The 19,677-nt window shown below is 40.9% G+C and carries 20 protein-coding genes and 1 pseudogene; 6 read left to right on the top strand and 15 right to left on the bottom strand.

The genetic code is table 11. From position 1 onward, the window contains the following. Positions 1-203 precede the first annotated feature (203 nt). A complete protein-coding gene (locus tag MKY66_RS16110; RefSeq protein WP_076210419.1) occupies positions 204-947 on the top strand; it encodes a MurR/RpiR family transcriptional regulator in 744 nt (247 codons plus the stop codon). A gap of 101 nt (positions 948-1,048) precedes the next feature. On the opposite strand, the gene MKY66_RS16105 is transcribed toward MKY66_RS16110, so the two are convergent. From MKY66_RS16105 to MKY66_RS16090, 4 genes are all read right to left on the bottom strand, one after another. Beyond that, the gene (locus MKY66_RS16105) at positions 1,049-2,221 is read right to left on the bottom strand and encodes an MFS transporter (RefSeq protein ID WP_076210421.1); all 1,173 of its coding nucleotides are present in this window, start codon (positions 2,219-2,221) and stop codon (positions 1,049-1,051) included. Between the two features lie 136 nt (positions 2,222-2,357). Further along, entirely contained in the window at positions 2,358-3,782 is a 1,425-nt protein-coding gene (ascB, locus tag MKY66_RS16100) for a 6-phospho-beta-glucosidase (RefSeq protein WP_076210423.1), read from the bottom strand. Between the two features lie 693 nt (positions 3,783-4,475). Continuing rightward, positions 4,476-5,045, bottom strand: a complete 570-nt coding sequence (locus MKY66_RS16095; RefSeq protein WP_218639186.1) for a flavin reductase family protein — start codon at positions 5,043-5,045, stop codon at positions 4,476-4,478. Between the two features lie 672 nt (positions 5,046-5,717). Beyond that, a complete protein-coding gene (locus tag MKY66_RS16090; RefSeq protein ID WP_076210427.1) occupies positions 5,718-5,981 on the bottom strand; it encodes a PTS glucose transporter subunit IIA in 264 nt (87 codons plus the stop codon). A gap of 206 nt (positions 5,982-6,187) precedes the next feature. Here MKY66_RS16090 and MKY66_RS16085 point away from each other — a divergent pair, with 206 nt between their 5' ends. Further along, positions 6,188-6,940, top strand: coding sequence for a MurR/RpiR family transcriptional regulator (locus MKY66_RS16085; RefSeq protein ID WP_076210429.1), 753 nt, complete (start codon positions 6,188-6,190; stop codon positions 6,938-6,940). A 278-nt stretch (positions 6,941-7,218) separates the two neighbouring features. Here the strand turns inward: MKY66_RS16085 and MKY66_RS16080 are convergent, their stop codons facing one another. After that, positions 7,219-7,761 (bottom strand): MBL fold metallo-hydrolase, encoded by a 543-nt coding sequence (locus MKY66_RS16080; RefSeq protein WP_076210431.1) that lies wholly within the window; start codon positions 7,759-7,761, stop codon positions 7,219-7,221. 303 nt (positions 7,762-8,064) lie between these two features. Continuing rightward, positions 8,065-8,409: a helix-turn-helix domain-containing protein gene (locus MKY66_RS16075; RefSeq protein ID WP_076210433.1), complete on the bottom strand. Its 345-nt coding sequence runs from the start codon at positions 8,407-8,409 to the stop codon at positions 8,065-8,067. 105 nt (positions 8,410-8,514) lie between these two features. On the opposite strand from MKY66_RS16075, the gene MKY66_RS16070 reads away from it, so the two are divergent. Together MKY66_RS16070 and MKY66_RS16065 are read left to right on the top strand one after the other, a co-directional pair. Continuing rightward, positions 8,515-9,096 carry a flavin reductase family protein gene (locus MKY66_RS16070; RefSeq protein WP_076210435.1) on the top strand — a complete coding sequence of 194 codons (582 nt, stop codon included), beginning with the start codon at positions 8,515-8,517 and terminating at the stop codon, positions 9,094-9,096. 63 nt (positions 9,097-9,159) lie between these two features. After that, the gene (locus MKY66_RS16065) at positions 9,160-9,732 is read left to right on the top strand and encodes a flavin reductase family protein (RefSeq protein ID WP_076210437.1); all 573 of its coding nucleotides are present in this window, start codon (positions 9,160-9,162) and stop codon (positions 9,730-9,732) included. Between the two features lie 198 nt (positions 9,733-9,930). Here MKY66_RS16065 and MKY66_RS16060 read toward each other — a convergent pair whose 3' ends face one another. The 3 genes and pseudogenes from MKY66_RS16060 to MKY66_RS16050 form a co-directional block, all read right to left on the bottom strand. Further along, entirely contained in the window at positions 9,931-10,065 is a 135-nt protein-coding gene (locus MKY66_RS16060) for a hypothetical protein (protein ID WP_305956054.1), read from the bottom strand. Positions 10,066-10,071: 6 nt separating this feature from the next. Further along, positions 10,072-10,286, bottom strand: a pseudogene (locus tag MKY66_RS16055) (PTS glucose transporter subunit IIA); the annotation flags it as partial. A 250-nt stretch (positions 10,287-10,536) separates the two neighbouring features. Continuing rightward, the gene (locus tag MKY66_RS16050; protein ID WP_076210870.1) at positions 10,537-12,042 is read right to left on the bottom strand and encodes an FAD-dependent monooxygenase; all 1,506 of its coding nucleotides are present in this window, start codon (positions 12,040-12,042) and stop codon (positions 10,537-10,539) included. A gap of 165 nt (positions 12,043-12,207) precedes the next feature. Between MKY66_RS16050 and MKY66_RS16045 the strand changes: the two genes are divergently transcribed. Then, complete coding sequence (locus MKY66_RS16045; RefSeq protein WP_076210441.1) at positions 12,208-12,777, top strand: TetR/AcrR family transcriptional regulator; 570 nt, start codon at positions 12,208-12,210, stop codon at positions 12,775-12,777. 106 nt (positions 12,778-12,883) lie between these two features. On the opposite strand, the gene MKY66_RS16040 is transcribed toward MKY66_RS16045, so the two are convergent. The 4 genes from MKY66_RS16040 to MKY66_RS16025 all read right to left on the bottom strand — a co-directional run bounded on the left by MKY66_RS16040 (position 12,884) and on the right by MKY66_RS16025 (position 16,680). Continuing rightward, the gene (locus MKY66_RS16040; protein ID WP_256704204.1) at positions 12,884-13,588 is read right to left on the bottom strand and encodes a hypothetical protein; all 705 of its coding nucleotides are present in this window, start codon (positions 13,586-13,588) and stop codon (positions 12,884-12,886) included. 125 nt (positions 13,589-13,713) lie between these two features. Next, positions 13,714-15,066 (bottom strand): HAMP domain-containing sensor histidine kinase, encoded by a 1,353-nt coding sequence (locus tag MKY66_RS16035; protein ID WP_256704205.1) that lies wholly within the window; start codon positions 15,064-15,066, stop codon positions 13,714-13,716. 71 nt (positions 15,067-15,137) lie between these two features. Next, positions 15,138-15,845: a response regulator transcription factor gene (locus MKY66_RS16030; RefSeq protein ID WP_076210447.1), complete on the bottom strand. Its 708-nt coding sequence runs from the start codon at positions 15,843-15,845 to the stop codon at positions 15,138-15,140. 199 nt (positions 15,846-16,044) lie between these two features. After that, complete coding sequence (locus MKY66_RS16025; RefSeq protein ID WP_076210449.1) at positions 16,045-16,680, bottom strand: TetR/AcrR family transcriptional regulator; 636 nt, start codon at positions 16,678-16,680, stop codon at positions 16,045-16,047. A 130-nt stretch (positions 16,681-16,810) separates the two neighbouring features. Between MKY66_RS16025 and MKY66_RS16020 the strand changes: the two genes are divergently transcribed. Continuing rightward, positions 16,811-18,403 (top strand): FAD-dependent monooxygenase, encoded by a 1,593-nt coding sequence (locus tag MKY66_RS16020; RefSeq protein ID WP_076210451.1) that lies wholly within the window; start codon positions 16,811-16,813, stop codon positions 18,401-18,403. 129 nt (positions 18,404-18,532) lie between these two features. On the opposite strand, the gene MKY66_RS16015 is transcribed toward MKY66_RS16020, so the two are convergent. Both MKY66_RS16015 and MKY66_RS16010 read right to left on the bottom strand, forming a co-directional pair. Further along, positions 18,533-19,156 carry a histidine phosphatase family protein gene (locus MKY66_RS16015; RefSeq protein WP_218639187.1) on the bottom strand — a complete coding sequence of 208 codons (624 nt, stop codon included), beginning with the start codon at positions 19,154-19,156 and terminating at the stop codon, positions 18,533-18,535. A gap of 157 nt (positions 19,157-19,313) precedes the next feature. Beyond that, positions 19,314-19,661: a hypothetical protein gene (locus MKY66_RS16010; protein ID WP_256704206.1), complete on the bottom strand. Its 348-nt coding sequence runs from the start codon at positions 19,659-19,661 to the stop codon at positions 19,314-19,316. Positions 19,662-19,677 lie beyond the last annotated feature (16 nt).

The following is a 19,677-nucleotide window of genomic DNA, read 5'->3' as shown; positions in this document are numbered from 1 at the left end:
AATGGAAGTGCGAAACATATGTTATAACGTCATGTTACTCAGATCTGAGAAGAAAATATATATTATTTTTGTGTTTAGTTTGCTTTGACAAGAAATGATTTTTGTAACAAAAAAGTAACACGTTGTTTTTCAGAAACGGATAATGTATACTGCCTAAGAAGGTTACCTATTCTTTTTATTATGGCCTAAGGGAGTGCATATCCGTGTTTACCAGTCAGCAAATTTCATCTTATAACGAATTGGAACTATCTTTATATCACTATATTACTCAGAACATGGAGACAGTTGCGTACATGCGTATCAGGGAATTGGCCGATGAAACTCATGTATCTACAGCCACCATTCTCCGATTTTGTAGAAAAAATCAATGTGAGGGATTTTCGGAATTTAAAGTAAAACTGAAGATACTTCTTTCCCAAAAAGGTAAACTAACGAAACAAGAGTTAAAAAGTCCTCATCAGGCTGTGTATGAGTTTTTCGAACGTTCTCAATCTCCTGAATTGGAGGAAAAAATACGAAAAGCAGCAAAGTTAATTGCTGATGCCAGTAACGTCATTTTTATTGGTATTGGGAGCTCAGGAATCATGGGCGAGTATGGAGCCCGATTTTTTTCGAATCTAGGGGTATGCTCTATGTACATAAAAGATCCTCATTATCCCATTCATACCAGAATTCAAAAAGACAGTGTTACGATTGCATTATCTACGCGAGGTGAAAACCCGTATGTTCTTCCTTATCTCCAACGGATCAAACAGGAGAAACATAAAATTATTGCGATAACGAACAATCGTCAGTCCACGATGGCTAAAATTTCAGATATAAGTATCCCATATTATGTAAAAGAAGTGTATCACGAAATCACTGATCTTACGACTCACACTCCTGTTATTTTCCTGTTAGAATGGCTGGGTCAAGAGGTTTACAATCTAATTTCAGATATAGAATAAGAGCTATAAGAGAGAACTAGTTCTTTCTAAAAATACGCACTAGAAAGAGAGTCATCTGGACTCTCTTTTAGGTAGCTATAGCTATTAACTGCATGACTGCGTTAGACTCTTTCCGTTACTTGTTTACCTCGTGTTGCTGCAATTTGTATCATAATCATTAGGATGATGATCACAATCATTCCAATTATAGCTGGTTTAAAACTATGGGAAGCATCATGAATCCAACCTAGCAATATTGGTCCCAATGCTCCAATGACATACCCGGCAGATTGTTGCATCGCTGACCAGGAAGTTGCATCGTTTACATTGGTTGTAGAATCAATCGGTAACATCAGGTTTAAAGTGAACAAGCCCCCTGCTCCAACTCCAAAGAGAACAACGGAAACCATCGGTATGAAATTCACCATCAATAAAATCAACCCAACAATCATGAACAGAGATTCACCAACCATCCATACTCTTCTTGAAGGAAAGTTCTTCAATAATACAGGAAGTACAAAGCTAATCGGGATTTGGATGACAACAAATATGGTCAGACAAAGCGTTGCATAGGATTTGCTATACCCCATTTCCTGAATCATTAACGGGAGCCACGCTGTAAAAGAATAAAACAACATAGCCATTAATCCAAATGAAAGCGTAAGCGTCCATGCGCTTCTATTTCCCCAGGGAAGTTTAATTTGCGGACGTTCTTTGATTTCACTCACATGAGCAGATTCAGATCGCGGCTTCACCATGATCCACCAAATGATCGCTGCTACAAAAGCAATTACTGCCCACCCTCCTACTGCTATCTGCCAAGAATTGAAGTATGCCTCTAAGGGAATGGATACCATTGAACTGACGGCAGCCCCTACAGTGATGGCAATACTATAGAGTGCAATCATAGATGGGACATGAGCGGGAAAATACTTTTTAATAAAACCTGAAGTTAACGGGCCAATCGAAGCGATCCCGATACCTACGATCAATGCAGATAAAAGTAAAACGAACGTAGACTGTGTAAATAGCCGAGTGGCTATTCCGATTCCCACCACAATCAGGGAATAGCCAATGATTCGTTCTATTCCCCATTTCCCACTTGCTTTGACGGCAAAAGGTGAAAATACGCCCATACATAGTACAGGTATTGAAGTTAGCAAACTAGCTAGTGCAGCGCTCATACCCAGATCTTCCCGAATCGTATCTAACAGCGGAGATATGGAATTAATAGCCGGGCGCAAATTCAATGTAGCAACAAATAATGCAATAATTAAAAACATTTTTTTTCTCATCTTCTGCTCCCTAATCGTTCAAATATTAATTATTAGAATAAGAAAGAGCCGCAACTGGCGGCCCTTTCTTAGTTTTATTCTGTAGGCCTGTACGCTGAGATGTAATAAAGCGTTTTTTCAACATTAGTGCCTGTCACTATTCACGAAACAAGCTACTCCCGTTGCTCTGAATGACATCTTTATACCAATGGAATGACTTCTTACGATAACGTTCCAATGTTCCTGAACCATCATCATGACGATCCACATAGATGAATCCATACCGTTTTTTCATTTCTGCGGTTGTTGCACTCACCAAGTCAATACAACCCCATGAAGCATATCCCATTAATTCAACACCATCTTGAATGGCTTCAGCCACTTGAAGCAAGTGCTCCTTCAAATAGTTAATGCGATAATCATCAATAACTGTTTTGTTGCCATGTTCGTCCGTGATGAGTTCATCTACGGCTCCTAAACCATTTTCAACAATGAACATTGGTTTCTGATAACGATCATACATTGCATTCATGATGTACCGTAAACCTTGAGGGTCGATCTGCCAACCCCAATCACTCGCGGTCAAGAGCGGATTTGGAACACCACCAATCAGATTTCCTTCACCTTTAATTTGCTTTGTAGGATCAGCTGTTTCACAACAACTTTGATAATAGCTAAAGGAAATAAAATCAACGGTGTTTTTCAAAATTTCTTCGTCGCCTGGTTCAAAATGAATGGTAATCCCGTTATCTTTCAAATAACGTTTCATGTAACCTGGGTAATAACCACGCACGTGAACATCTGTAAAACCTGTGTTCTTATGATCAGCTTCCATTACTCTGATCATATCATTAGGATCAGGAGTCAATGGATAAATTGGCATAGCGATGACCATACAACCAATCTTGAACTCCGGGTTAATCTCATGCCCTATTTTCACCGCCAGTGCACTAGCAACAAACTCGTGGTGAACCGCTTGGTACAAAGCCTGTTTGCTAAGTTGATCCTTATGTGTGTTAATCCCACCACCTACAAACGGGTGATCCAGAATCGAATTAATCTCGTTAAATGTAAGCCAATACTTTACTTTGTCTTTATATCTTTCAAAAATGGTTCGCACATATCGTTCATAGAAATCGACCATTTTTCGATTCGCCCAGCCATCGTATTCTCTAACGAGATGTAATGGAGTCTCATAATGAGAAATCGTAACTAGTGGTTCGATACCGTATTTCCTGCACTCGTCAAAAAGGTCGTCGTAAAATTGGAGACCTTTTTCGTTTGGCTCAAGATCATCCCCTTTGGGGAAGATTCTGGACCAAGCTATAGACGTGCGAAAAACTTTGAAACCCATCTCGGCAAGGAGTTTAATATCTTCTTTGTATCGATGGTAGAAGTCAATCGCGATTAACTTCATATTATCCTCTGTTGGTTCTGGCATTGGAGGTGTTTGAATGCCGTTTGGCAGTATATCCTGAATGGATAGTCCTTTCCCGTCCTCTAGATATGCACCCTCAATTTGGTTTGCAGCGACGGAGCCCCCCCACAAAAAACCTTTAGGAAATTGAAATGTTTGACTCATTTGGTAAGCCCACCTTTCTTTTAAACCTTCAGCTGATCTGAATATAAAACAAATCTCGCTTTATCGGTTTTTTTATCATGAATTTGTTTTCACAACTTATGTTACATAGATTCATTCATAAAATACATGTTATTTCGTATTTAGTACTAGGTATCACAGATTCACATTTGTAACAAAAAAGTAACACATCGTTTCAAAAGATTTGCTTTATGTTCATAAGAAATAACAAAACAAAAAAAGCCGCCAAAATGACGACTTCATTAAACAAAAGGGCTCCATTAGCTCATCGCAGACTGAAGTGATTTAAACAGTTTTTTAATCTTCTCATCATACTCCAATTCAAATGCTGGAAGAATCTCATCCAATCTTTGCTAGAACAAATCAGGATCTTGTACATCAAGCTCAGCCCTTAATTCCATCTCTTCTTCTGAACCATTGTCGTTCGTGTTCCTGACACCAGAGTTTTACCGCCTACTTCCTTCAGACTTGACCTCGCGGTGGACACCCTTGCCTTAAGCTTATGGCTACTACTACCTTCACCACTCGGGACTTTAACCCTATAGATAGTGCCCATGTTGGGCACACTAAAAAAGCCGCTAGAATAGCGACTTTCAATGTGTAGAAGGATAAGCCTTCGTTCTCTCATATACCAGTTCTATAACATTTAAATTTTTTTTCCATTCAAACTGATCTTTACCCGTTCTTAAGAATCAGTCCATCCTCAAAAGCATTTCCTACTTTTTCTCCGATCTTATGGTAATTCCTACTCCCCCGATCAAATACAAGCGGACTGAATTTATCCAGATTGACTTTACCGTTCTCATTCAGAATATTCTCTTCAACACTGATGTTCACGATTTCAGCAATCATGCGCCATTCTTTTTCATCATAACTTTTCACTTTACACTCTAACGCAAATGGAAGTTCCTCAATCAGTGGGGCATTGACAAAATCCGCCTTAACTGCATGAAATCCAGCTCTTGCAAATTTATCTGGAACCTCATTTCCAGTTTCATTTCCAAGATAATCACATGCCTCAAGAAAAGATGCATCTGACATGCTTACGGTAAATGCACCATGCAGCATGATATTCTTTAACGTCTTTCGTTCTGAACTAATGCAGATTGAAATTTCATTCTCATTACTAATGCCACCCCATGTAGAAGCCATAGCATTCGGAATTCCATTTTCGTCATACGCTGCAATAATAAAAACCGGTTGTGGTAACACATAAGATTTTGCTCCAATATTTTTTCTCATCATCTTGCTCCTTACTTATATTTTAATGGCTTTTCTAAATGCATGATCATATAATTCCAGAATATATAGAAGTTCCTCTTGATTTCAATTTGTCCTATTTTCTACATATTTTTCAACAATTTCACCTTCTCATTTCTGTATTTCTAGAAAAATAGATAAATTAAATATTCATCAGATCTATTCTACATTTAGTCATCTGGGACAAAACCAATTCCTATATAAACCTTACTATTAAATTAGTAGCTAGAGACTTTCCCACAGAAAAATAGCCCCTAATCGAATGGTTAGACTCATTCGTGTTCCACCCTTCAGTGTTAAATCCATAAGAGGTTCTCAAAAGAGTACTCCTGCTTATTCGTCTGTAAAACATTTTATTTTGCACAACTTATGTTACTTTTATTATTCAAATAAATATATACCTTTCGGTATTTTAGTTTGAAATAACATGAGATCACATTTGTTTCTCGAATGTAACGCAGTGTTTTAGTATTTTGAAAAAACATATTTTTTGTTTTACTCTGCAGCACCAAGAAAAACGGCAGCGTTTCCAAAGATGCTTTGGAATCACTGCCGCTATGGGTACGACCAGCCGATTACACGTACGTATATTGATCCATGTTCGTAATAATGACCGGTATAATCATGTTGTAACCTGCCCTTTCAATCTATTCACGGTCAAATTCCATCAATAGCTCGCCCACGGATACCTTTTGCTCCTGCCTGTACCTTTGACGAGAAAAATTGGCCTTTCAGCTTTACTGTATCAATTCCGATGTGAATCAGCATCTCTTCGTCAAGATCACTTACGAGGCCAATAGCATGTCCGCTCTTGGAAACAGAAATCACTGTGCTGGTAACTGGAGAAACCGCACGTCTTTCATCAGGTTGAATGGCAAATCCTTTACCCATCATTTCTTCTGAAAAAGCAGGATCTGGCACCAGGCTAAGTAATGGAAGTATCAGACATATGTTATAACGTCATGTTACTCAGATCGGAGAAGAATATATATTATTTATGTGTTTAGTTCCCTTTGACACAAATATGATTTTTGTGACAAAAATGTAACGCGTTGTTTTTTAGGAGGGGATAATGTATACTGCCTAAGCAGGTTATTTATTATTATGGTCTAAGGGAGTGCATATCCATGTTCACCAATGAGCAAATCTCATCTTATAACGAATTGGAACTATCTTTATATAACTATATTTCTCAAAATATGGAAAAAGTGGCATACATGCGTATCAGAGAACTGGCGGATGAAACTCATGTATCTACAGCCACCATTATGCGATTTTGCAGAAAGAATCAATGTGAGGGATTTTCGGAATTTAAAGTAAAACTCAAGATGCTCCTTTCCCAAAAAGATAAACTAACGAAGCAGGAGTTGAAAAGTCCACATCATGCTGTGTATGAGTTTGTTGAGCGTTCTCAAGCTCCTGAACTGGAGGAGAAAATTCCAATGGCAGCAAAGTTAATTGCTAAATCCAGTAGCGTTATTTTTATTGGTATCGGGAGCTCCGGAATCATGGGCGAATATGGAGCCAGATTTTTCTCAAATCTAGGGATCTGCTCCGTGTACATAAAAGATCCTCATTATCCTGTTCATATCAAAATGCAAAAAGACAGCGTGACGATTGCATTATCTGCGCGAGGCGAAAACCCGTATGTTCTATCTTATCTCCAACGGATCAAACAGGAGAAAAATAAAATTGTAGCGATAACGAACAATCGCCAATCCACCATCGCTAAAATTTCTGATGTAAGTATCCCTTATTATGTAAAAGAAGAGTATTACGAATCCACTAACATCACCACTCAGGTTCCTGTTACTTTCCTGTTAGAATGGCTGGGACGAGAAGTTTTCAAACAAATGACGAATATAGAACGAGAGCTATAAGAGTGAACTCGTTCTTTCTGGTCGTTATGGCTCTTAACGGGATGACTACGTTAAACTCTTTCCATTACTTTTTTCCCTCGTGTTGCTGCAATTTGCGTCATAATCATTAAGATGATGATCACAATCATTCCAATCATAGCAGTAGTGTTTTAAGGGATTGCTGCATGCTAGCTCAAGGGTAACTTTACTTTTACTACCCCTCATAAATAGTCAACAAAATAAACAAAGCCGCCCAAAATGACGACTTCATCATGATAAGTTATTCCATTAAAAAAGATTTAGATTGCTTCGTCATCAAAGGACAAGAGACGACCATCTTTCGAATTTAAAGCGTCACCAGCAATTAACGTTTGGGTTGGGATATGATATAGCGACATGTGATCTGGTGTGTGTCCTGGTGTAAAGACGACTTGAATACCACCTGCCAAGGGCAGAATGTCTCTATCCTTTAATGCTGTATGAACGTGCACGGACGGTGCGAAACTTTTACTTTTGATAAGCGGAATGGCTCCGGTCAAATAGGGTACAGCCTCCTCATGTGCGAGTACCTTCACCTCGTTTCTTCTTGCCTGAAGTAGTTCCGGCAGACTGCCAATGTGATCCCCATCTTGATGTGTAATGATGACATGCGTCAGCTTCTCTAAACCGAAATTTTCTATTTCGAGTAACGTTCGGATTTGTTCCAATTGCCCAGGAATCCCCGTATCAACAAGTACTACATTCTGTTCATCCCATAACAATGTTGGATATACTATAAATGGTTCCCCATAATATTCCATTTCAAGCTTTATCGTTTTGATTCCGGTATTCGGTTGAGACATAGACATTCACTCCTTCAATTGGTAAACATATTATATTCCTTAAAGTAAGTCAGGAGTCACCCCTTTTTACACTCACTCTCTTATTGTTTTGTACTTTATGCTACAAGTGCACCTGAAAAGAGATGCCTTCTCGTCCTCTTTTTTTGTACGTTTTCATTTGAAAAGAAAAGAAACCCAGGGTTATAATTCACCCGGGTTTCTCACTATTTAATGCGGTGGTCATACTCACTCTCATATAAAAGGTTTTTAATTTGGCTGTTTCATCAATATAAAAGATAACACTTTAAGTGAATGACTCGTGACTTATTGTTCATCATCTATATGATCTACTCCCCATTTGCAAAGCTCTTGCAGAGCAGGGATGAGGGACTTGCCACGTTCTGAAAGGTAGTACTCAACTTTAGGTGGTACTTGTGAGTATTCATGGCGTGTAATGAGCGAATCTGCCTCTAGCTCTTTTAATTGATTACTAAGCATTTTGTGAGTAATTCCTTGAAGCGCTTTTTTCAACTCACCGTAACGCATAATATCTTCCTTCAACAGTAAGAATAAGATATGTAATTTCCATTTACCACTTATAAGCGATAAAGTATACACAAATGACTCATTACTGTCTTCTTTTTCATTTTTTGTTTTAATTGGAATCATTTAATACTCTCCTTTATGATAGTATCTCACTAAAAAGTGCATACTATTCTTTTTTCATGTTTCAATTATACTATACCTCATAGATGAACGGAGGTATTTTAAGCTATGAAAGATTTCAGTCCACGTGCTTTTGGTTATGGCTATCCCATGCCACTTTTGATGATATCTACTTACGATGAGAATGGAACTGTCAATGTGATGAATTTGCACTGGTGCACGATGAATCACGGAGGATATATCAATTTGGGTGTTGGTACAAATAAAAAGACGCACGAAAATATCGAAAAAATGGGTGCCTTTACGGTTGGACTGGCCACTCAAGATCTCATGAAGGAAGCTGACTTTTTTGGCTCAGTGTCAGGGTATAGAGATCCAGATAAATTCGCAAAAACAGGTTTGAAAGCTACCAAGAGCAAATACGTTAATGCACCTATTCTTGAAAAGAGTACTGTGGTAATCGAATGTGAACTTACAGAGATTGTAAGAGGTACTCATATCCATGCAATTGTCGGCAGAATGGTCAATATAGCAGTGGATGAATCGGTCTTAAATGAAAAGGGTAAAATTGATGCCAAGAAGACAGGCATGTTGTTTTTTGATTCATTCAGCAATGGCTATTTCACTTTAGGAGATAAAGTTGGAAATGCCTGGAATGAAGGAAGAGCATTTTTGTCTCTTAATCGTTAATTCATATTTATCAATAAAGTGTCCAACAAGAAAATAAACTAACAATGAAAAGGTGAACAAATAATGGCAATTAAGCCTGTTGATTTAAAGAAAGCATACCGTTTATTGCAAGTAGGTCCAACAACCATGATTTCTGCTAAACACGATGGGATAGAAAATGTAATGGCAGCTGCTTGGGTCGGTCTGGTGGGAAATAATAAAGTGATGGCCTACATCGGCAAACAAGCTCTCACACGTGAACTCGTTGAAAAGAGTGGTTACTATGTAGTACATGTACCAACTGTTCAACAAATGGAAACGGTCTTGTATGTTGGTGGGCACAGCGCTAAAGAAATGGACAACAAACTTGATAATATCCCAATCTTTTACCAAGAAGAATTTGATTTACCACTAGTTGAAGGTTCCGCTGGCTGGTTAGTATGCAAGGTTATCCCAAATGCTGAAAATGAACAAGAACATGATCTTTTCATGGGTGAAATTGTCGGTGCTTGGAGTGATGATCGAGTATTCAACAACGGACATTGGATTTTTGATGATGCTCCTGATGAATTGCGTACAATACACTATGTGGCTGGCGGTCAATTCTATGCTATTGGAAAAGGTACTAAATTTAATCACGGACCTGGTAAAGACTAAATACCCTTACAGTCCCATTTTGGTTAGATGAAATGGTCAAAAAGAATAGTATAAATTTTCTCAAGTACTACAAGTAGCTCTGAAAAACCAGTTAGGTGTCCGTGATTTGTCTCAATACGAACAAGGGATTCCTTGCTCAATAAATCAATAAATAAGCTAGAGGTTCACCTCTAGCTTATGAGGCACTAAAAATTACGCTTACGCTGTCACCAATAAAACTATCTGCTCTGAAGCAGTCACATTTCCAGATGAAATCGGATTTTCTACATGTTCTATTACATCGGCATTTGTGATAACAAGTGGGGTTATGATATCTTTTGCTTTTTCTTTCACCAAATTTAGATCAACGGTTACAAGCAAATCCCCCGCTTTGACTTTTTTCCTTCGGTAACATGTGTGGTAAATCCTTCACCCTTCATGGATACAGTCTCAAGGCCAATATGAATTAGAATTTCTGTACCATTGTGAGCTCTTATCACAACTGCATGTTTTCTCGGGAATACACGGACCACTTCGCTGTTAATATAATTATTCTTATAAGGAATAAGCAACATAAAAATATTTCTAAAGAGAAGCTGCCCAGAAGAATCACCATCCTGTACCATACCCAAAACATAAAAAAAGTCGCTATTATAGCAACTTTTTTTATTTTGTGCTTAGAGCTGAGTTCATCTTTTGATCCCTTTCTCATAAAGTCCAGATATAGCATCATCGGCCATGAGACTATTAATGATAAGTCAAATTCCTCTTGAGGGCCTGTTCCATGGGTTAAGTAAGCTGGTAATACCTGTATAAATCCATGGGTTAGCTCATCGCAGGCTGAAGTGACTCCAGCAGTTTTTTAATCTGCTCATCATACTCCAGTTCAAATGATGGAAGAATCTCATTCAATCTTTGCTGGAACAAATCAGGATCTTGTACACCAATCTCAGCCCTTAATTCCATTTCTTCTTCTAAACCATTGTCGTTCAGGATCATGTTCAGCACGTCACTATTAAAATATTCACTTGGAGGAAGGATCAGCGCATTCATCAGGAATTGCATAAAAAAGAGATGGTTATCTTTTTCCTGATCCGCTTTTTTCATCGCTTGCTTCGTAAATAAGTTGATATATTTCTGAGCAAAATCCACTCCTTTCAGTTCATAAGGCCCACCATGTTCTACCCCTCTCCAACGCAGGTCAGCCACGGAACTAAGCCACCAAGCCGGATCGATGGCCTGCTGCATACGAAGCAATACGTTCCGTTCAAACTGCGGATCGGGATGCAAGCGCTGTGCTTCCAAAGACTTTCCTATAGTCTCAGCTTCGATCGCAGCAACGGTGATACCTTGTCCATGAATAGGATCAAAGCTGCAAAATGCATCACCAAGGACGAGTAAACCAGAGGGCCAATCTTCCATGAGTTCAAAATGCTGACGAACAGACTTGGAAATACGGTACCCCCTAGGCCCTTGCAATGGCTCTAACTGCTCCATTAACTTCACAATTTTATCTGAAGCAAATAGATGCTTGATTTGATCTTGAAACTCTTCGGGCTGAGTGGACGGATACTGCTCTCCTCCAGCATTGAAAAGAATGAGTCCAACGATACCATCCTCAATGCGGGTAAATATGCCTGCACGAATACCTTGCTCAGGATCTGAATCAGACATCACGAATTCATTTGGAATAGAGGATTTTATTTTGTAATAACGAGTGCTGTAACCAAGAGATACCTTCAGTACCTCCGGCTCCGGCACAGACAATCCAATCTTATCAAGCCATCTGATCAATTTGGAGGAACGACCAGAGGCATCAATAACCATATCTGCTAGAAGTTGTTCTTCTCGCTTCTCTCCTTTTCTTTCTTTTGTGTAAATTCCTGTAATGGAGTGCTGATCTTCAGAGACCATTAGCCCGGTAACTTCCAAGCTGGTTAAGATGCTTACATGAGAAATGTCCTGGAGTCGTTTGCGCAGCACCCATTCCAGCAAAGCTCTGCTGCACGATGCAATTTTAAATGAAGAAGGATCCTCCTTGTTAACTAATGTACCGTATCGATTAGTAACTATAAGCTTCTCATCATGTGAAGAGATTGCCCCCAATGCTATCAATTCGTCATTGTAACCTGGGAAATAATGTTCCATAATCAGCGCGCCGCGTGGTTGTACACGGTGTGGATGAAAAGATTGAGGTACACCCTGCCGGTTATTTGGCTCCGAAGGGAATTCATCCCTCTCAATCACACATACTTCCTCATAATAATCAGCTAACATTCTTGCAGTAATTAATCCAGCAATCCCTGCTCCGATCACCACAGCTTTTTTCATGTCAGACACCGGAGATTCATCCTTTCTAGAAACTAGATTTTAATCTACACTTGTAGATCAATCAAAATATTACTTATAATACCAATATATAATCAAAATTTCTTTTATAGTAAGAATCAATATAGCGTTGGTATATAGTTAAACTACGATATGGAAGTGGTGTAGATGAAAATCAATGAAAAAAAGCTTGATTTAAGAGTTGCCCGGACTCATAAATTATTAATTATGGCCTTTAAAGATCTGTTATCTGAGCAAGGCAGACTATTCAGCAATATCACGATTAATGAGATATGTGACAAAGCGATGGTTCACCGTACAACGTTTTACAAACATTTTGATGATAAATTTGCGCTGTTATCCGCTACCCTTACGTGGGTTCTTCAGGATTATTTGCAAATGAGTATAGAAGATCGGCTTCGGCAGCCCTTGCAAAGCCTATCTAGATTCATGTTGGAGAATTTACTGGAGCCGATTGTTCAGAACCAGAAGAATGACAAGGGATTTACTGACTTTTTCAAAAACTATATCGGAGATATATCCAGAAGAGATTTTCTGGAACTAAAAAGAAGAGGTAAACCATTTTCACCTCCCATAGAACTCTTAGCCGAATATCATTCAGGGGTCATTAGTTTACTTGTGACGTGGTGGATATATCATCTTGAAGAAGATGTTACGGCGGAACAGATGGATGAGTATTACTATCAAATGGTAAACGAGAAAATCATGTTAGACTAGCATGAAGCTCATTCATAGATCACGTCCCATAAAGATGCGATTACAGCAAAAAAGCCGCTAAATTAGCGACTTCAATAGGACTATGTTCTTGTCCTTCGACTTAATATTAGTCCAAAAGGCTGTAGATCTGAATGCTCTCCACCTTGGCATCCTTGATATGAAACGACATTACATCCACATAATTGGATGGCTCGTAACGGAAGTCATCCTCCTCATTAGGGGCTCCATCACCAAGCAGTTTCCCCTCGGGGTAGGCGTCTTTGAGTGTATCCAGACTATCTCCTGTTTTAATGTTTCGCACTGTCGTGTACTTAGGATCTGTGATTTCGATATGAAAGATGGAGTCTTGTTTTCCTTCCGGTATACTGATTGTTTTAATCTCCAGACCAGGATACGTATAGACCTTTTCTGTAAAACCGATTAACGTATCCATGTTGGTTCCATCGTCGGCACTGTACGTATGAGATTTCAGGTTATCCGGTTTGCCCAGCATCTGTTCCATCTGATCTTCGTTCGCTGTATCCGAAATCGCGATGGTGTGCTCATTATAGACAAAAGCAAGCTCCTTCAGCACCACATTGCCTTCCTTCTCCATCGAACCTTCTTTAATAGCTTCAGTACCCTTTTCTTCCGAACTTTCGGAAGCAGGCGCAGGAGAATTGGTTGCTCCTTCGCCTTTGCTTTGTTCATTCGCTGTGTTCTGTCCGGTTGCTGGAGATGTAGCATCACTGGACTGACAGCCCGCTAATGCCACCGTTAGTAGAGCACCTAGTACGATAACACCTGTTGCTTTGTTTATCAATTTCATCATGATCCCTCCATAAATGTGTGATTTGTTCTTATGAAGTGATTATAAATAAAACATTTGTTAGTCTCATAACAGAAATGTACCAATCTTGTAACGTTAATTATTTAGGCTTGGGTTTAGATGCAGGTCTACGCACGAGGCAAAACAATCGTAACGGTCGTTCCTTCCCCGATTTGACTTTCCATGTCGATATATCCATTAAACCGCTCTACAATCTCTTTGCAAATGGAAAGTCCAAGACCTGAACCGTTCGCTGTACTTGCATTTTTCGCCCGGTAAAAACGTTCCTGCACTCTCTCCAGCTCATCGCCCGCGATACCGATCCCTTGATCACGTATCCGTATAACTACCTCACTTGGTGTATGTTCCAACTTCAATTCGATTAGCGATGGACTGCCTGAATATTTGATGGCATTGTCCACAAGGTTCGCGATCGCATGGGAAATCAACATTGGATTGACATCGGCGTAGACTCTTGTCAGACCTCCATCTGTTGATCCTCCCTCCACTTTACTAACCATGATCTCGATTCCTTTATCTCTGGCCTTGGCACCCATACTCGTTGCGACTTGCTGAATCAGTTCATTCATTTCCGTTGTCTCGACTTCTAGTTCGTTAGAACCAGCCTTGTCGAATCGGGATAACAATAAAAGTTCATTAATCAAGCGCGTCAGCCGATCCGATTCCTGCAGCAGATGGGCATAGATTTTTTGCAGCTCCTTGTTCTCGTTCTCCCCTTCAACCAAGTATTGAGAGAAACCACGAATGGCTGCCAAGGGTGTTTTTAACTCGTGAGATACGTTGGAGACAAATTGTTTCTGGTACTGAATGTAATCATGAAGCTGCCGCCCCATGGAATCCAATCCATCTGCCAGCATGCCCAGCTCATCCTTCCGGTTAAGTTGGACTCTCCGAAACTCCTGTCTGGAGAAACTTTGCGCAGCGCCAAGCAACAGTTTAATCGGCTTGGTTGTGTTGCGGGCGATCCACAGACTGGATAACGTAATCAGTATAATAAATCCGCCTGCGCCGACAAACAGGATATAACGGATTTGATCCATAATCGCATAAAAGTAGGAAATGTCCTCCACGAACTCATACACATAAGCGTTTTCGTAGAATTGATCCTGAATGGGAGTCGCAAAATAAAGCAGATGATCTTCCGTGACGGTGTAGGCATAACTGCCGCTCAGGGCTTTCTCAATATTTGTTTCAAAAATAAGAGGTTTGCCATCATTAATGATGATGCCATCCACAGCCAAGCCCAGCAACTGCTTGGAGCTGTCATAGATACGTACTTCCTTGCCTGAAGCTTTCAGCTTCTCCAGAGCAAGTCTGACAATTTCCTTGGTCTGGGGCTCTCCTGAAGATGACCTATGCTGTGATAACACCTCACGGAAGGACAACTCGGACAGATCCGCTTTCTCCATCATCTGTTTCTCAATGGTAATGAAGCTGTAGTAATCGATGGCTTTATTCACCGCAAAAATGATAATGCCAAAGGACAGCACGGAGAAAAATAAATAATTCAGCAGTAACCGGGTTGCATACTTCAGGCCTCGCCACCTCCAAGTTGATAGCCAAATCCATAAATCGTCCTGACATACTTCGGTTCGTCCGCGTTATCCTCCAACTTCTTCCGTAATCGCATGATGGTCATATCCACACTGCGGCTGTCTCCCATAAAGTCATATCCCCATCCGATCTGCAGCAGCTCATCCCGGGTAAAGATTTTGTCTGGCCTCTTGAGTAACGTTTCCAGAATTTTGAACTCTTTGGCCGTTAAAGACACGGGTTCACCGTTTTTCAACACCCTGCGGCTTTCCAGATCAAATGTCAGCTCTTCATGTATGATGCGTGTAGATTTCACTTCTGTTCCTTCACTTGATTCTTCCTTGCTCTCGTTTCTTCTCAGAATCACCTTGATCCGAGCGAGCAATTCACGGTTGTCAAAAGGTTTGGTCATGTAATCTTCTGCCCCTATCTCTAGTCCCAACACCTTGTCGATTACCTCGTTTTTGGCTGAGAGCATGATCACAGGAACGGCACGTTTCCCGGTAATTTCCTTGCACAGGTCATATCCGGAGCAGTCAGGCAGCATCAGATCAAGTACCACTATATCGGGTTGAAAAGAGTCGAGCAGCTGCAAACCCGTTTTGCCGTCCTCTGCGGTCTGCACATCGTAGTTTTCTCGCCTTAGCACCAGCTCAATTAAATCTCGAATTGCGATTTCATCATCAATGACTAGGATTTTCTTCAACTGTACACCCCTATCTAGCCTTGTTTTCGCCACACCCATCTTAGCACAAGCGATTTAGATTCCTCCACCAGCAGGAAGATGAGACTTGATTGGGCGGGACGTACCGGGCGGTGTACTTGGGAACATTATTGCGGGTTTTATCGGTTCCTGTTTTATTTTTTGAACAAAATCGCAATCAGTATGATGGTTGATTTTCGTTTTAAACGGTACGAGGTCCATAAGCACAAAGAAAAACGCGTACACCTTCAGTGATGATACGTTTGGTTTGTTCCTCTTCGAATGCCTCTGTTTTTCCAGGTTGATTAAATACCAATAAAAACGTTAATGCAGCAAAGTGCTTTGTAGCCATTTCAGGATCGGGCACATGGAGCAATCCGGTTTGTCCAAACTCTGTAAACCTCCTGATAATCCCCTTTTCAGTTGCGTTATCCAGCCTTTCAAAAAAAGAGTCTGGCAGGTTAGCGGCTTCCACCGTAACCAGACGGATCAAAGCCATGTAATCGGACGAACCGTTCGCAGAAGCTACAATTTGTTCGCAAAATAAGATGAGCGCCTGCTTCATATCCTCGAATTCCAAGAGGTGATCTGAAATTCCTTGCTCAATCATGTCCAGAACCGCCAAACTGGATTCTTCAACAACGGCAAGCAGTAGATTCTGTTTGTCGCCATAATAATCATAAACTGTCCGTTTGGAAACTCCCGCTTTAGCTGCGACCGCATCGACGCTGGATCGATCAAACCCATCGGAAAGAAACAGGTCTCGTGCTGCCGCCATAATTTTAGCTCTTTTGTCTGAAGAGCCTTTGCGTATTTTCTTGTTTTCCGTATGATCCATTCTTACGTTGCCCCCTTATAGGTATACCATCAGAAATTGATTGGAGTTCTGTTCTGTTTACAAACTACACTGCACGGTGTAGTATAACAAATGTAGCATATCAAATCAATGAACAAGGAGGATTCTATTCATGAATAGCAAGCCGTCTTTTGTTGATGTTCTTATTGTCGGGGCCGGACCAACAGGGCTTACACTTGCCTGTGACCTTGCCCGTCGAAACGTGGACCATCGTATTATTGAACGAAGCTCCTTATTTAACGTTGCTTCTCGCGCCAAAGCAATCCAGCCCCGCTCGCTTGAGGTTGTTGATGATTTGGAGGCCGTTCGTTACATTATGGACACAGGTGTTGTGGATTTGCCTGTTCGTTATTATACCGCAGATGGCAGGAGTGTGGACAAGCCGGCTATTACCGTTGCAGCCAGCCCCGAACTTGAAACACCCTATAGTGATCCGGTCTGGATTGCTCAATATGATGTGGAAAAAGCATTGCGCGACCGATATGCAGTGCTTGATGGTCAAGTTGAGTTGGGCATGGAAGCGATAAGTCTTGTTCAGGATGAGGATGGTGTAACGATAACCGTGAATTCACCACAAGGAGAAGAGCAAATTCGCGCTCGTTATGTAGTCGGCGCTGACGGAGGCAAAAGCAATATCCGCAAATTTATTCACTTACCGCTGGTTGGGGAAACACACGATCATGAGCGATGGTATCTTGGCGATGTACGATTGGAAGGGTTAGATCGTGACCATATCCATATCTGGACTTCTTCGGAGGGGATGGTCGGGGTGACGCCGCTGCCAAAATCCGATATTTGGCAACTGCAGGCTACAATTCCGGAAGACATCGAAGAACCAGAGCAGCCGTCGCTAGAGGCGTATCAAGCCATGTTTGACCGTCGCGCCGGGGCTGGACGTGTTCGACTCACGGATGCTTCCTGGCTGTCCATCTATCGGGTCAACGTTCGTATGGTCGAATGTTACCGTAACGGCCGGGTCTTCCTTGCCGGCGATGCTGCTCATGTTCATTCGCCGGCCGGTGGTCAAGGCATGAATACGGGGATGCAGGACGCGTACAATCTCGGCTGGAAGCTGGCGGCTGTGATGCGGGGAGCGGACACTGCCTTACTCGACACGTACGATGAGGAGCGCCGCCCAGTGGCTCAATCTGTTCTTGAGGACAGCACGAAGAAGATGGGCGTGGTCATAGGAACGGCGACTGAAGGCGGAGGGTTGTCCCAAACTTTGAGCAGCATATCCGACGATCTGACGAGTGGGCTACTCATTTCCTATCGCTCAAGTTCGCTTACCCGTCATCCTGCTCGAACAAATGCTACCCGTTCATTTCCTGGGGATCGTGCTCCTAATGCTAGGGGCCTGCAAGGCACCGGATTTGCAGGAAGTCTCTTTGACCTATTGCGAGGCCCACACTGGACGCTTTTGGCTTTTGCAAACAGCATCGATCCTTCGCTAATGAACTTCACCAACAACGAACTCCATATACATTATATCCTGCCATCCAGCATGGAGGGGGCGGCGGAAGGTTTAATAGACACAGCAGGTAATGCCTATCGAATTTACGATGTAACAAATAAAGAACTCATATTGATTCGTCCCGACGGTTACATTGCAATGCGTACCTCCATTGATGATACTTCATCGATTTCGAATTACTTGAATTCCATATATCGAGCAACTGATTTGGATAAGGCCAGCGGGAAATAAGATTAATTCAAGAGGAAATTAAAGAGGGCAACTTTTGTCACCAAAAGCGGCCCCCTTCCTTTCACTTCAATCCATTTTTTTAAATTTTGCCTCATGAATTACAATCTTCAATTTAGTTTGACATTCCGGCTATCCGGCTAGTTGTAAAAGATCTTCTAATGTCAATTTCCCAATAACCTCATACCCTTTTTGATCTCCCAGTGGTTTTAGAATTACGGTCTCCATACTCGCGAGTTCTCCTAATCCTATCCCGGGAGGAAAAGAGTGAGCTATAATTACTCTGTTAACATGAGTTGGAGGTATTTGTTCAATTTCATTTGTAAATGCTTGCAATGTACTATTTATTTTTTCAGTGCTCGGGTTTTGACCGAGATTATATATGTTTAACCAGAATTCATTTACTTTTATATGTTGTGTACCAAAAGCAATCTGAGCCGTTTGGAGGGTTCTACATAATGGACTTGCTTCTAAAGGTATTTGGACGGGAATGTTTAATTTACGGATAGCATCGCCATACTTTTCAGCTTGTTCCTTTCCCAAAACACTTAAATTCCTCTGCGTAGTGCAATCTGTTAAACTAAAGTTTTGTTGATCTTCCCCTACAGTTGCATCTCCATGTCGGATATAAAGGATGTATCCGCCTTTTTGAAGATCTTTTATGAGAGAAGAACGGTTAATCTCTGCTCCCCAGGCACTAAAAGTTGTTCCAAGCAACAGAAAAAAACAGGGTATCAAAATGAATAATCGGTACATTTATCTTCCACCTTTTTTTGTTCTACGCTCCCCTTATTGCGATAATTTATACAACACTTCATCTACTCTACGTCAAGTTTCTAGATTCAAGGAAAAGGCTACTCTATACATATATACTGTTCCCGTTGTTATCCTATATAATTTCTGTTGTTTAGGTTTACGCAATGTTACAATCCAGACTACTGAAAAATCGTTCAACAAAAACATCACCATATAATTTCTTCATATGCGCTGTGTTAAAAATATATTGTTCCATAGGCCCAAGCCTGCGCAGACTCCGTACCAGTACTTTCCGATCATCTTCAGATAGATTAGGGTCATCGTCTATCTTCGTCAGAGCATTTTTCACACGTGCGGATACCTGTTCAACATACACATGGTTTTTGGATTTTGGCGGAATACATTGCGTCAGATCACAACTGACAAAACGAACACCGTCAAGGTTGCAGTTTTCAAAATTGGCGATTAGCTTTTGGTTGCCAATTCCCTCAAACGTAATATCCACTAGCTTGCCGGTAAAG

Origin of the sequence: Paenibacillus sp. FSL R5-0766, from assembly GCF_037971845.1 — a bacterium.
In the GTDB taxonomy this organism is placed as follows: domain Bacteria; phylum Bacillota; class Bacilli; order Paenibacillales; family Paenibacillaceae; genus Paenibacillus.
The sequence above is the reverse complement of the archived record's forward strand: the minus strand, read 5'-3'. Positions and strand labels throughout refer to the sequence as shown.